Here is a 12,256-nt window from a genome sequence, read left to right as displayed (position 1 = left end):
TCACACCGTCGTCTGCGCCGTGAAGGTGAACACGAGGGCGGACACGCTCTGGTTCTGTGTGGGGAGCGGCGTCGACGTGGGCAACGTGACGACCATGCACAGTGTCTCCCTACCGGTCGTGGCCGCCAAGGGGCGAGCAGAAGTGACGATCGGCGCAGCGCCTCCCGCGATCAGGTTCGTCTGTCCGATCTGTGTTCCCGTGCATGTTCCCTTGCGGAGACCGCCGGCAGTGAGGTTCGACGGGGTTCCGTTGCTGAAGACCCGGAGTTGCAGGTTGTTCGCGAGGGCCGGACTTCCGGCGGGTGTCGCGACATTCACCGTGTACGTGACGTCCATCGTCGAGCGTGTGTTCTGCACCTGCAGACTCGCCGCTCGACTCTCGCCCGGCATCATGGAGGACGAGGTCAGGTCGGAGAACGTATAGGACTTCACGTCGTTCGCTCGCAGATCGACCGTGCCGGTGCTGAACGTCCCCGTCGCTACCGCCGAATTCGCCCACGCGGCGAAGGTTCCCACCGCGCCGAGTGCGAGGACCGTTCCGAGCGACAGTAGTGCGCGCACCCGGACGGTGAAGAATGAAGGCGCTTTTCGTAGGTACTTGCGAAGGTGATCGAGGACTTCATCGCCGCGCATCGCTGCCTCCGCCGGTTCGTGCTGCGTCCCGCTCACGTCTGCCATCCCTGATACCGCTGGTGAACAGCACGGTGGCGTAGCCGAACAGTGCGATCGCGATGATCCCGACGGTCCACGAACGCTGTTGCCCCGTCAGCCAGTTGTTCACGTAGCCCAGGTAGGGGATCGAATACCAGACGCGTCCCCGAATCTGTTCGTAGAGAACCGGTTTCTCGTCGGGCACAGTGTTGGCGTCGCCCTGGGTGATGTACGTGCGTTGCCCCTTCGCGGATTGGGCGGACGCGATGATCCGATGCGTCACCACAGTGGGATCCCCCGAACGCAACTGGTACGTCACGGGCATTCCGATCGCGAGTTCGTCGGGTTCGACGGGCTCGACGACGATGAGGGTGCCGGGTGGGTAGGTGGGGTCCATCGATCCGGTGAGCACGGTGAAGCGTTCGCCGCCGGCCACGGCCGGGATCAGGATGGTGACTGCCAGCAGGGTGAGCATGGCGAACAGCAGGGCCCAGGTGAGCATCGAGCCCATCCACCAGAGCAGCCCTGTCCGGTCGTCTTCTTCCCGGGATTCGGTCATATCTGTTGCTCCACTCGAAATTCGAGCGCAAGGGTGGTCGACCTGCCTTGTTCTGCCGCGGCTCCGACGGTCGCCCGGAGACACCACACCTCCGTGGTGCCCGGAGCGGCCGACCGTCCTTCCCCTGGAGCCGGAAAGGCCGTCCAAGGACCGCCGATCGTCGACGTCGGTGTAGCCACCGCTGCACCGGATGACGTCGGGCATGCGTCGGCGGAACCGACGATCCACGCTGTCACCGCGATCGGCAGCCGGGTCGAGCTCTGACGTACCGCTTGCAATCGGTAACGTGCGTGGGCGTCACCCCGAATGCTGACCGTCAACGGCTGTTGCACCACGGATCCCTGCGCCAGGTTGGTACCGCCGAAGTTCGTCCATGTGTAGTCCTGGGAGCCCTGGGCCATGATGGTCAGGCTCCCCGAGATGATCGTGCCGCCCCTGAGTTGTGTGCTGTCGCGCCACAGTGCGCCGGTCTGCTGTGTGGACCAGAGGGTCACGAGCAGAACCGACGCGACTGCGGCGATCCAGGCCCATCTCCGCTTCATGTCCTCACGCGGGAGCGGGGTTCGTGTTCTGCTGCAGATTCAGGCTCAGATTGCCGAGATCGACGGTCTCGTTCTGTCCGGTCGTCCCCGATGTGGCCGGATCGAACGTGATGGTGATGTCGACCGAAATATCCTGAGGCGCACCGCCGTTTGCCACGACCTGAACACCGTCGGCTCCACCGGTGAACGACTGGCCGGCGTACTCGCCGTCGATGGTGGTGATCAGGGCGTTTCGCAAGTCGGTATTTCCCGTGACGCCATCCAGATTCGCGGTGAGTGTGGCTTCCAGATTGTCGCCCTGAGCGGTGAGTGTGGAGGCGCAGGTGTAGCGCACGGTGTCGCCCGGGACGATTCGGAACGATGAAATGTCGCCGATCGTCGCTCCACCATTGCCGACATCGGTCCACGTGCCGCCGCCGGCGCACTCCCCGAGCGTCAGCTGACCGGATGTGATGGTACCGGCGTCACCGTCGGTCTGATCGTTCCAGAACGCGAGACTGCCCAGCCCGCCCAGGAGCAGGATGGCTCCGGCCCCTGCGGCGATGGCCCCTTTGGTCTGTTTCTTCATACGATTGCTCCCCTCGAAGGTCGTGCTCCCGACCTTCGTCAGGTACCCGTTGTGATCGACTCCATACCAACCATCTGGTATTCCTGTGACGGGTGTTGCCCCTGGGGCGATAGGAGACGATTTCGTTACCGTCGGGAAGAAATGACCGGGTCAGAACAACAGCCGGTACAGCCCGATCAGGCCGACGACGACGATGACGATCCGCAACGCGACCGGCGACAGGCGCCGGCCGTAGTGGGAACCGAGGTGACCGCCGATCAAGGAACCCACGGCGATCAGTGCGGCCACGGTCCAATCGATCCGGTCGAACGCCACCAGGATGTACGCACAGGCGGCCACGACGTTCACGACCAGCGACAGCAGGTTCTTCGCGGCGTTCTGCCGCTGGATGTGATCGTGCAGCAACGCGCCGAACAGACCCATCAGCAGAATGCCCTGCGCTGCTGTGAAGTAGCCGCCGTAGATACCGACGGCGAAGGTGCCGACGACGAGCAGCGTCATCCGTATCGGTCCGAGACGGGCGTCGGCGTCGCCACCCGTTCTGCGCGCCACCCAAGCCTGGATCTTCGGCTGCAGCACGACGAGCGTGAGTGCCAGGACGAGCAGGATCGGCACGACCGTCTCGAAGACGGTCTCCGGTAGGTTGAGCAGGAGCCATGCTCCGACCAGCGCCCCGCAGAACGACGCCGGGATCTGCCATCGCAACCGCTCCCACTGCCCACGCAGCTCGCGCCGATAGCCCCAGGTGCCCGATACGCCCCCGGCGACCAGACCGATCGCGTTGGACATCGTCGCGGTCACCGGCGGCACACCGAACGCGACGAGCGTCGGGAACGTGATGAGGGTGCCGGAGCCGACGAGAGAGTTGATCGCTCCGGCTCCGAGACCGGCAAGGGCGACGAGGAAGAGTTCGAGCGGGGTCACCGAGGCGAGTCTACGTCTCGTCGAAGCCGACATCGTTGTCGATGCCGGGGCTCCATGTCGACGACAACACCGGTCTCGACGAGGAACGGATTTCCGTCACGGTGAGAGAAAGCCTGTCCGCGACGCGCCGCACTCCGTAGCTTGAGCCGCGACCATCCAGAGCGACCGAGACCTGGCTCCGAGACGTCGCAGCACCCCCCATGTGCGGGAGCGGGTGCTACCGCCGGGACCCCATGGAGGAACGAGCATGACCCGATGGACCGAGCGCGCTTCATGGTGCCGCCGGCACATCGATCTGTGCCGTGGCACGGCCCACCGGTGTCGTGGCGGTACTCCGCCCGGTGTTGTCGCTGACGTAGACCGTCCGCCGAACTTCCCGTCGTTCTTCGCCGCGTGAGTCCCGGCCCGTCCGAAGGGGGACGGATCGGGACCCACGTCTGCACCCCGTTTTCCTGCACCCCGCTTTCCTGCACCCCAGCATTCCCGAAAGGCCCTTGCCGATGGCTCCCGCTTCCAGGACGTCGCCGTGAGCGCGTCCACCGATCTCCGCATCCCCGACGCACCGGTCGACAACGCCCACGACGAGAATCCGGTCGTCGCCCGGAAACGGCATCCCTGGCGCTGGGTGATCAGCGTCGCCGTGCTGATCCTCGTCGCGCAGTTCGTGCACGGCCTGGCCACCAACCCGGGCTGGGACTGGGCGACCTTCGCCCAGTACTTCACTGCGTCGTCCGTGCTGTCCGCACTGTGGACGACGATCGAATTGACGCTGTGGGGCACCGTCCTCGGCTTCGCGCTCGGTGTGCTCCTTGCGATCGGAAGACTGTCGAACAATCCTGTTCTACAGGTGGTCTCGTGGACCTACATCTGGGTGTTCCGATCGATCCCGCTCATCGTCCAACTTCTGTTCTGGTTCAACATCGCGTACCTGTACAAGACGCTGTCGATCGGCATCCCCTTCGGTCCCGCGTTCTTCGAGTTCGGTGTCGCCGGGGTGATCTCGGGCTTCACCGCCGCAGTCATCGGTCTGGCGCTCCACCAGGCGGCCTACTCCGCCGAGATCATCCGCGCCGGCATCATCTCCGTCGACCACGGTCAGATCGAAGCCGCGAACGCGCTGGGCATTCCGCGTCGCCGGCAGTTCGTGAAGATCGTGCTCCCGCAGGCCATGCGGGCGATTCTCCCGAACGCCGCGAACGAGGTGATCAGTCTCTTCAAGGGCACCTCGATCGTCTCCACCATGGCCATCGCCGAGCTCTTCTACCAGGTACAGGTGATCTTCGGCCGCACCGGACGCGTCGTGCCGATGCTCATGGTCGCGACCGTCTGGTACATCATCCTCACCACGATCCTGTCGATCGGGCAGTACTACGTCGAACGGCGCTACGCCCGCGGTTCGGCACGTGCCCTGCCGCTCACCCCGTGGCAGCGCGTGGTCGCGAAGTACCGCGAGATCCGCGACAGTGGAATCGGCGCACCCCGAGGAGCGACGAAATGACCGCCACCCGGGACGACGTCGACTACGTCGTCGACGTGCGCGGAGTCCGTAAGTCCTTCGGCGCACTCGAGGTGCTGAAAGGCGTCGACCTGCAGCTACGCAAGGGCACGGTCACCGTGATCCTCGGGCCGTCCGGATCCGGGAAGTCCACCCTCCTGCGCACCCTCAACCACCTCGAGAAGGTCGACCGGGGGACCGTTCGCATCGACGGCGAGCTGATCGGCTACAAGCGTCGCGGAAACAAGCTGCACGAGTTGCGCGCCCACGACATCCTCCGTCAGCGTTCCCGCCTCGGCTTCGTCTTCCAGAACTTCAACCTGTTCCCACACCTGACCGCCCTCGAGAACGTCGTCGAGGCACCGGTCTCGGCGCAGGGACGCGATCGCGCGGAGGTCGAGGCGGAGGCGCGCGCCCTGCTCGACCGTGTCGGCGTGGGCGACAAGTTGCATGACTATCCGAAACACTTGTCCGGCGGTCAGCAGCAGCGCGTCGCGATCGCGCGTGCCCTGGCGCTGCGACCTGCCGTGATCCTCTTCGACGAGCCGACCTCGGCGCTCGACCCCGAGCTCGTCGGCGAGGTTCTCGCCGTCATCCGCGACCTCGTCGGCGACGGCGCGACCCTCGTGATCGTCACGCACGAAATCGGTTTCGCCCGTGAGGTCGCCGACACCGTCGTCTTCATGGACGGCGGCGTCATCGTCGAACAGGGACCACCCCACGAAGTCCTCGACAACCCGCAACAGGAACGCACCGCGTCGTTCCTGTCGCGCGTTCTCTGATCCCCCACCACAGCACTCGAGAAGGTAACGATGTTCGCTTCCTCCCGCCGGGTCCGCCTGCTGACCTCGGCCCTGACCGCCGTTGCTCTCCTGGGCGCCGCGGCCTGCAGTTCCGACGCAGAGGCCGGTACCGACACCGACGCCACAGCGGCCGGCTACAACCTCACCGCGGACCAGAACCGCATCACCACCGACCCGGTGGAGGAGATCGCCGCGAAGGTTCCCGAGGAGATCCGCGACCGCGGCACGCTCGTCGTCACCGGCAACGCCGGTACGGTGCCGCCGTTGCGCTTCTACGCCGACGACGACACCACGATCATCGGATCCGAGACCGACTTCGCCCATCTCATCGGAGATGTTCTCGACCTCGACATCGAACTCACCGCCGCGGACTGGGCCCAGAACTTCGTCCGCGTGGACTCGGGTGAGGCCGACGTGTTCATCTCCAACGTCACCGTCACCGAGGAACGCAAGGAGAAGTACGACTTCGCCACCTACCGCCTCGACAGCCTTGCCGTCGAGGTCGGCAAGGACAGCGGCATCACCTTCGACGGACCCGAGGACATCGCCGGCCTGACGATCGGCGTCGGCTCCGGAACCAACCAGGAGGCGCTGCTCGTCGAGTGGAACGAACAGAACGTCGCTGCCGGACTCGAACCTGCCGAGATCCTGTACTACCAGAACGCCGTCGACTACTACCTCGCGCTCGGTTCCGGCCGCATCGACGCGTACGTCGGCCCGAATCCGACGTCTGCCTTCCACGCGCTGCAGTCCGGTGAGACCGAGGTGGCCGGCACGTTCTCGGGAGCCGGTCTCGACCTGCAGGGTGAGATCGCGGTACTGACGAAGAAGGACAACGGCCTGATCCAGGCGATCAACGAGGCGATCAACCACGTCATCGAGAACGGCACGTACGCACAGGTTCTCGACCGGTGGGGCATCAGCAGCGAAGCGATCGAGGTCTCGCGGATCAACCCGCCCGGCCTGCCCAAGACCTCGTAGGCCGGAAACGACAGGAAGACAGCATGACTCGCGTCAGGAGACTCGTCGACGTCGTGGTGGTCGGTGGCGGTGTCATCGGCTCCGCAGCGGCGTGGCGACTCGCCGCACGTGGCCGCACGGTGGTCCTGCTCGAACAGTTCGAGCAGGGGCACCACCGCGGTGCCTCGCACGGCAGTTCCCGCATCTATCGGCAGGCCTACGACGGGCAGTTCTACACCGCGCTCGCCGCTCGTGCCCTACCGCTCTGGCGGCAGCTCGAAGAGACCACGGGCAACCGGGTCCTCGAGCTCACCGGCGCCGTCGACCACGGGTTGCCCGCGGCCGTCCACGCCAAGACGAAGACGCTGTATCAGCTCGGCATCGCGCACACCGTCCTCGATCCCGCCGAGGCGCAGCGTCGCTGGCCCGGCATCAGGTTCGACACCACGGTGCTGCACCATCCCGACGCCGGGCGGTTGCACGCCGACCACTCGGTGGCGGCGCTGCAGCAGGCCGCGGCGCAGGCCGGTGCGGACGTCCGGCACCTCACCCCGGCCCGCACCGTCCGCGAGACCGATCGCGGCGTCGAGATCGTGCTCGACACCGAGGTGATCACCGCGAGGCACGTCGTCGTCGCGGCGGGAGCGTGGACGCGCGCCGTCCTCGACGGGGCGGGCAACGAGACGGCACCCCGGCTGCCGGCCCTGCGCACGACGCAGGAACAACCGGCGCACTTCGTCCCGCTCACCGACGCGCAGTGGCCCAGCTTCGTCCACCACCGTGGCGCCCGACTCGACGGGGAGGGCATCTACGGCCTCGGTTCCGTCGACGGCATCAAGATCGGTGAGCACGGCACCGGCCCGCAGGTCGAACCGGACAACCGTAGTTTCGTGGCGGACCCGGACGGTGTCCGCCGACTCGTCGCCTACGCCCGGACCTGGCTCCCCGGCGTGGACGCCGAGAGTGCACGGGTGGACACCTGCCTGTACACGACGACGCCGGACTCGAACTTCGTCGTCGACCGCGTCGGTGCCGTCACCGTCGCCGCCGGATTCTCCGGACACGGATTCAAGTTCGCGCCCGCCATCGGCGAACTCGTCGCCGACCTCGCCGACGGCACCGCCACCAGCCCCGAACCGTTCCGGTTCGGAGCACGACAGCCGGCGGTGGTCTCGTGACCGGGACCGGCAGACTCGACGTGCGGGCGGTGCGGCAGGACGATCCCCTGGCCGCACCGCTGCTCGAAGAACTCGCGGTCGAGTACAGCACCCGTTACGAGCACTCCTTCGAGGAGCAGTACGAGAGTCTCGTCGGCTATCCGGAGGACCGGTTCGCGCCACCCGACGGTGCCCTGCTCGTCCTCGTCGAGGTCGAAGTGCCGGTCGCAGGCGGAGCCTTCCAGCGCTACGACGAGAGCACCGCCGAACTCAAGCGGATCTGGACGTCGAAAGACCATCGGCGCCGTGGTCTCGGCCGCATCGTGGTCGCCGAACTCGAGGCCGAGGCCTTACGTCGCGGGTACACCCGCATCTATCTGACGACCGGTTGGCGACAACCGGAGGCCGTCGCGCTGTATCTCGCGGCCGGGTACACCGCCCTGTTCGATCCCCGGCGACCCGCCGAGGAGATCGGCCCGCATCCCTTCGAGAAATTCCTGGTCCGAAAGGTGGCCTCCGCGTGAAGTTCCTGCTGCTCAGTCTCATCACCCACCATCCCGACCCCGTGACGGGGGAGTGGCTGTCCCCGTCCGAACGGATCCGGGAGGTCGTCGACACCGCCGTGCTCGCCGAACAACTCGGATTCGAAGGATTCGCGGTGGGCGAGCGGCACGAGAAGCCGTTCCTCGCCTCGTCGCCTCCCGTCGTCCTGGCCAACATCGCGGCGCGGACCAGCACCCTCGAATTGTGGACCGGGGTCACGACTCTGAGTCTGCTCGATCCCGTCCGGGCGTTCGAGGACTACTCCACACTCGACAACCTGTCGGGTGGGCGCCTGCAGCTGATGATCGGCAAGGGCAACGGCACCGCCCAGGCCGACCTGTTCCACGTCACGCCCGACGACCAGTGGGACCGCAACCGTGAGGGTTACGAGCTGTTCCGGGCACTGTGGGAGAACGAGACGGTCACGTGGGAGGGTCGGTTCCGGCCGTCGCTCACCGACGCCGTCACCGTGCCCCGGCCACTGCAACACCGTCTGGCCATCTGGCACGGCAGCGCCACCAGCCGCGAATCCGTCGATCTCGCAGCCCGCTACGGCGATCCGATCTTCTCTGCCAACGTCACCAACCCGATCGAGCCCTACGCCGAGCTCATCGACCACTACCGCGAACGATGGGCGGCCTACGGCCACGACCCCGCCGAGGCGCGGGTGGGTGCGGGGACGGCCGGACTGTACGTCGCGCCGACCTCGCAGGAAGCGATCGACGCCTACCGGACCCAGTTCGAGCAACGACTCGAATTCTCCCGGGAGACGGGACTTCCCGTCGTCTTCGAGACCGTCGAGGACTTCGTCGAACGCAGCTCCGCACTCATCGGGAGCCCGCAGCAGGTGATCGACAAGGTGCTCCGCTACCACGAGCGGTTCGGTCACGAGGTCACGCACGTGACCGCCGACCGCGGCGGGTTCTCGGCGGCCGAACAGCGGGCGAGCCTCGAACTGTTCCAGGCGGAGGTCGCGCCGGCACTGCGTGCGGCGATACCGCACCGCGATGCCGTCACCGCCTGAGCCGGCGGCGTCGGAACCGTTTCGATCGTGGTGAAAAAAACGGTGTGCCCGAGCCCCGTGGCTCCGTAACCTCGCGTAACGAACCATCCAGAGCGACCGAGAGACCCGGCTCGACGACGTCGCAGCAACCCCCTGCCGTGGGCAGGTGAGGGTGCTACCGCCGGGACCGATGGAGGAGAAGATGACGAACGAAGGTCTGGTGGGGGCGTGGGAACGCATCCACGTCGATCTGTGCCGGCACTGCGCCGCCAGGTGTCGTTGCGGCCGAGATCCGCGCTGAACCCCCCGTTCCCCAGGGACGACATCCCCGCCCGCCGGGCGGCATCCACACGGTGATGCCGCCGGAGCCCTGTCCAGATCACGGAGCCCGTCGTTGTCCATCTCGTCCTCCTCCGCGTCCCGGTTCGTCGTCACGGCCGCCGCCACCGCCGTACTGGGCGCTGCCCTCACCGCGTGCGGCACCGGCGCCGTGGCGAACTCGGAGCCCACCGGCGATCCGCAGGCCGGTGGCACCCTGCGGTACGGGTTGTCGGTCCCACCCACCTGCGCCGATCCCGCGCAGGCCGCCAGCAACCAGACCATCTACGTCGCCCGGCAGGTCGTCGACTCGCTCACCGACCAGGATCCCGGGACAGGCGAGATCGTGCCGTGGCTCGCCGAGAGCTGGGAATCGAATGCCGACGGCACGCAGTTCACCTTCCGCCTGAAGGAGGGTGTGACCTTCAGCGACGGAACTCCACTGACCGCGGACTCCGTGAAGAAGAACTTCGACGCGATCGTGAACAGCCTCGGAGGGGTGAAGGCGCCGCAGGCCGTCGGGTATCTCGCAGGATATGCCGGCACCACGGTCGTCGACGACCGCACGGCGCAGATCGACTTCTCCGTGCCGAACGCGCCGTTCCTGCAGGCCACAGCAAGTCATCAGCTCGGCCTGCTCTCGGAGGCCGACACCGCGAAGAGCGCGGAGGAACGTTGCGCCGGCGACCTGTCCGGCACCGGCCCGTTCGTGTACGAGGACTACCAGCAGGACAAGTCCGCCACCCTCGTCAAACGCACGGGCTATTCGTGGGGTTCGGAGGCCTTCGGACACGACGGCGACGCCTACCTCGACCGGATCGAGTTCACGATCGTCCCTGAATCGGGTGTCCGCACCGGATCGCTCGCCTCGGGTCAGCTCGACGCCATCTCGGATGCGCTGCCGCAGGACGCCCCGCAGATCGAAGGGGCCGGCGGCCGCATCCTGACCACCCCGAATCCGGGCATCCCGTTCGGTTTCCAACCCAACGTGAGCCGCGGTGTCCTCACCGACCCGGCCGTGCGCAGCGCGCTCGTCCCGGCGATCGACCGGCAGGAACTGGTCGACACGGTCCTCGGACCGGACTTCCGCCCGGCCACCAGCACTCTCGCCTCCGCGACCCCCGGTTACGTCGAGCTCGCCGACGTCACCTACGACCCGGCGAAGGCCGAGCAGATCCTCGGCGAGGCCGGCTGGGCGCCCGGTCCCGACGGCATCCGAGTCAAGGACGGGCAGCGCCTGAGCTTCCCCGTGCTGTTCAGCTCGGTGTTCGCCGGCAACCAGGCCATTCTCGAACTGGTGCAGCAACAGCTGCGGGCGGTGGGAATCGACCTGCAGCTCGATCTCGTCTCCACTCCGGAGAACACCGCACGCCAGAATGCCGGCGACTACGAGGCGTCCTACTACAACAGCACCCGGGCCGACGGCGACATCCTGCGCACGGCATTCGGGCTCGACGGGCGGAACCTCAACCAGCGCAATCCCATTCCGGATCTCGACGACGTGCTCGCCCAGCAGCTGTCCACGACCGACCCGGCCGCACGTGCCGAGCTCATCGGCCGGGCGCAGCAGCTCGTCCTCGACAACGGGCTGTGGATCCCGACGGTCGAACTGTCGCAGGCGATCGGTGCCGGACCGAACGTCGCCGACCTGAAGTTCGAGGCGTCGGCACGACTGCAGTTCTTCGACACCTGGCTGAGCGAGTAGATCATGCTGCGCTATCTCGGTTTCCGTGTGCTCCAGGCCGTGGGGGTGCTGTGGGCGGCGTTCACGGTGTCGTTCGCGGTCCTGTTCCTGCTGCCCTCCGATCCGGTCTCCATCGCCGCCGGTGCCGATGCCGGAACACCGGTCGACGCCGCCGCGATCGAACAGCTCCAGGCGCGGTACGGACTCGACCAGCCCGTCGCGGTGCAGTACTGGAACGCGCTGAGCAACGCGGTCCGAGGTGACTTCGGCATGTCCATCTCCACCGGACAGCAGGTGACCGACGCAATTGCCGCCGCCCTGCCGAGCACCCTCGTCCTGGCGGGCACCGCCCTGGTGTTCGCCCTGGTGTTCGGCACGGCGGTCGCCTTCCTCGCGACCTACACGCGAACGCACTGGCTCCGCGGCCTGCTGTTCTCGCTTCCCCCGCTGGGGGTGGCCGTCCCGACCTTCTGGGTGGGCCTGATCCTGTTACAGCTCTTCTCGTTCCGGCTGCGGCTGTTCCCGGCGTTCGGGGACCAGGGCATCGAGCACGTGATCCTGCCCGCGATCACCCTGGCACTGCCCACCGGTGCGGTGATCGCCCAGGTCCTCGCGACCAGCCTGCAGACGACGTGGCGGCAGCCGTTCATCGAGGCGGCACGCGCGAAAGGCGCGTCCCGCCTGCGCATCCAGACGCGTCACGCACTGAAGCTGTCGAGCATCCCCGCCTTCACGATCGCCGGCGTCATCGTCGGCAACCTGCTCGCGGGATCCGTGGTGGTCGAGACCGTCTTCTCTCGCGGCGGTGTCGGACGCCTGACCCAGATGTCGGTGATGGCGCAGGACATCCCGGTGGTGCTGGGCATCGTCGTGTTCTCCGCGACCGTCTTCGTGCTCGTCAACCTCGCCGTCGACCTGCTCTACCCCTTCATCGACCCGCGGATCACCCACGGCATCGACCGCGGTGGTGCAGCCGCGTCGACGGAGGACGACCCGACCCACGACGACACTCTCCTGGAGGTCGAGGCACGTGTCTGACACCCTCGTCC

The 12,256-nt window shown here is 67.0% G+C and carries 13 protein-coding genes and 1 riboswitch; of the genes, 8 read left to right on the top strand and 5 right to left on the bottom strand.

Going from position 1 to position 12,256, the window contains the following annotated elements; all coding sequences use genetic code 11:
• The 5 genes from EQ874_RS17060 to EQ874_RS17040 all read right to left on the bottom strand — a co-directional run bounded on the left by EQ874_RS17060 (position 1) and on the right by EQ874_RS17040 (position 3,244).
• A complete protein-coding gene (locus EQ874_RS17060) occupies positions 1-669 on the bottom strand; it encodes a SipW-dependent-type signal peptide-containing protein (RefSeq protein WP_242496787.1) in 669 nt (222 codons plus the stop codon).
• Positions 620-1,210, bottom strand: a complete 591-nt coding sequence (locus EQ874_RS17055) for a signal peptidase I (RefSeq protein ID WP_129977509.1) — start codon at positions 1,208-1,210, stop codon at positions 620-622. The genes EQ874_RS17060 and EQ874_RS17055 overlap by 50 nt, the downstream gene beginning before the upstream one ends.
• The gene (locus EQ874_RS17050) at positions 1,207-1,752 is read right to left on the bottom strand and encodes a hypothetical protein (RefSeq protein ID WP_064062684.1); all 546 of its coding nucleotides are present in this window, start codon (positions 1,750-1,752) and stop codon (positions 1,207-1,209) included. Before EQ874_RS17050 ends, EQ874_RS17055 begins: the two co-directional genes overlap by 4 nt.
• A 4-nt stretch (positions 1,753-1,756) precedes the next feature.
• Positions 1,757-2,320: an alternate-type signal peptide domain-containing protein gene (locus EQ874_RS17045; protein ID WP_064062683.1), complete on the bottom strand. Its 564-nt coding sequence runs from the start codon at positions 2,318-2,320 to the stop codon at positions 1,757-1,759.
• Between the two features lie 150 nt (positions 2,321-2,470).
• Complete coding sequence (locus EQ874_RS17040) at positions 2,471-3,244, bottom strand: sulfite exporter TauE/SafE family protein (protein WP_129977508.1); 774 nt, start codon at positions 3,242-3,244, stop codon at positions 2,471-2,473.
• A 550-nt stretch (positions 3,245-3,794) separates the two neighbouring features.
• Between EQ874_RS17040 and EQ874_RS17035 the strand changes: the two genes are divergently transcribed.
• From EQ874_RS17035 to EQ874_RS17000, 8 genes are all read left to right on the top strand, one after another.
• Positions 3,795-4,742 carry an amino acid ABC transporter permease gene (locus EQ874_RS17035; RefSeq protein ID WP_129977592.1) on the top strand — a complete coding sequence of 316 codons (948 nt, stop codon included), beginning with the start codon at positions 3,795-3,797 and terminating at the stop codon, positions 4,740-4,742.
• Positions 4,739-5,521, top strand: a complete 783-nt coding sequence (locus EQ874_RS17030; protein ID WP_129977507.1) for an amino acid ABC transporter ATP-binding protein — start codon at positions 4,739-4,741, stop codon at positions 5,519-5,521. Before EQ874_RS17035 ends, EQ874_RS17030 begins: the two co-directional genes overlap by 4 nt.
• 30 nt (positions 5,522-5,551) lie before the next feature.
• Entirely contained in the window at positions 5,552-6,523 is a 972-nt protein-coding gene (locus tag EQ874_RS17025; protein WP_129977506.1) for an ABC transporter substrate-binding protein, read from the top strand.
• Positions 6,524-6,546: 23 nt separating this feature from the next.
• Complete coding sequence (locus EQ874_RS17020; protein WP_129977505.1) at positions 6,547-7,680, top strand: FAD-dependent oxidoreductase; 1,134 nt, start codon at positions 6,547-6,549, stop codon at positions 7,678-7,680.
• A complete protein-coding gene (locus EQ874_RS17015; RefSeq protein WP_129977504.1) occupies positions 7,677-8,183 on the top strand; it encodes a GNAT family N-acetyltransferase in 507 nt (168 codons plus the stop codon). The genes EQ874_RS17020 and EQ874_RS17015 overlap by 4 nt, the downstream gene beginning before the upstream one ends.
• Positions 8,180-9,226: an LLM class flavin-dependent oxidoreductase gene (locus EQ874_RS17010; RefSeq protein WP_129977503.1), complete on the top strand. Its 1,047-nt coding sequence runs from the start codon at positions 8,180-8,182 to the stop codon at positions 9,224-9,226. The genes EQ874_RS17015 and EQ874_RS17010 overlap by 4 nt, the downstream gene beginning before the upstream one ends.
• A gap of 80 nt (positions 9,227-9,306) precedes the next feature.
• A riboswitch (SAM riboswitch) is annotated at positions 9,307-9,402 on the top strand.
• A 197-nt stretch (positions 9,403-9,599) separates the two neighbouring features.
• Entirely contained in the window at positions 9,600-11,228 is a 1,629-nt protein-coding gene (locus tag EQ874_RS17005; RefSeq protein ID WP_129977502.1) for an ABC transporter substrate-binding protein, read from the top strand.
• A gap of 3 nt (positions 11,229-11,231) precedes the next feature.
• Positions 11,232-12,245, top strand: a complete 1,014-nt coding sequence (locus EQ874_RS17000) for an ABC transporter permease (protein WP_129977501.1) — start codon at positions 11,232-11,234, stop codon at positions 12,243-12,245.
• Positions 12,246-12,256 lie beyond the last annotated feature (11 nt).

The organism is Rhodococcus sp. Q1 (genome assembly GCF_004153645.1).
In the GTDB taxonomy this organism is placed as follows: Bacteria; Actinomycetota; Actinomycetes; order Mycobacteriales; family Mycobacteriaceae; genus Rhodococcus; species Rhodococcus gordoniae.
Note: the sequence above shows the minus strand (reverse complement) of the source record. Positions and strands in the feature narration are given on the sequence as shown.

Bases quoted from the DNA above. Each gene is read 5' to 3' on its own strand.
- EQ874_RS17050 (WP_064062684.1), bottom strand. From the start codon at position 1,752: ATGAAGCGGAGATGGGCCTGGATCGCCGCAGTCGCGTCGGTTCTGCTC.
- EQ874_RS17055 (WP_129977509.1), bottom strand. From the start codon at position 1,210: ATGACCGAATCCCGGGAAGAAGACGACCGGACAGGGCTGCTCTGGTGG.
- EQ874_RS17020 (WP_129977505.1), top strand. From the start codon at position 6,547: ATGACTCGCGTCAGGAGACTCGTCGACGTCGTGGTGGTCGGTGGCGGT.
- EQ874_RS17025 (WP_129977506.1), top strand. From the start codon at position 5,552: ATGTTCGCTTCCTCCCGCCGGGTCCGCCTGCTGACCTCGGCCCTGACC.
- EQ874_RS17030 (WP_129977507.1), top strand. From the start codon at position 4,739: ATGACCGCCACCCGGGACGACGTCGACTACGTCGTCGACGTGCGCGGA.
- EQ874_RS17000 (WP_129977501.1), top strand. From the start codon at position 11,232: ATGCTGCGCTATCTCGGTTTCCGTGTGCTCCAGGCCGTGGGGGTGCTG.
- EQ874_RS17045 (WP_064062683.1), bottom strand. From the start codon at position 2,320: ATGAAGAAACAGACCAAAGGGGCCATCGCCGCAGGGGCCGGAGCCATC.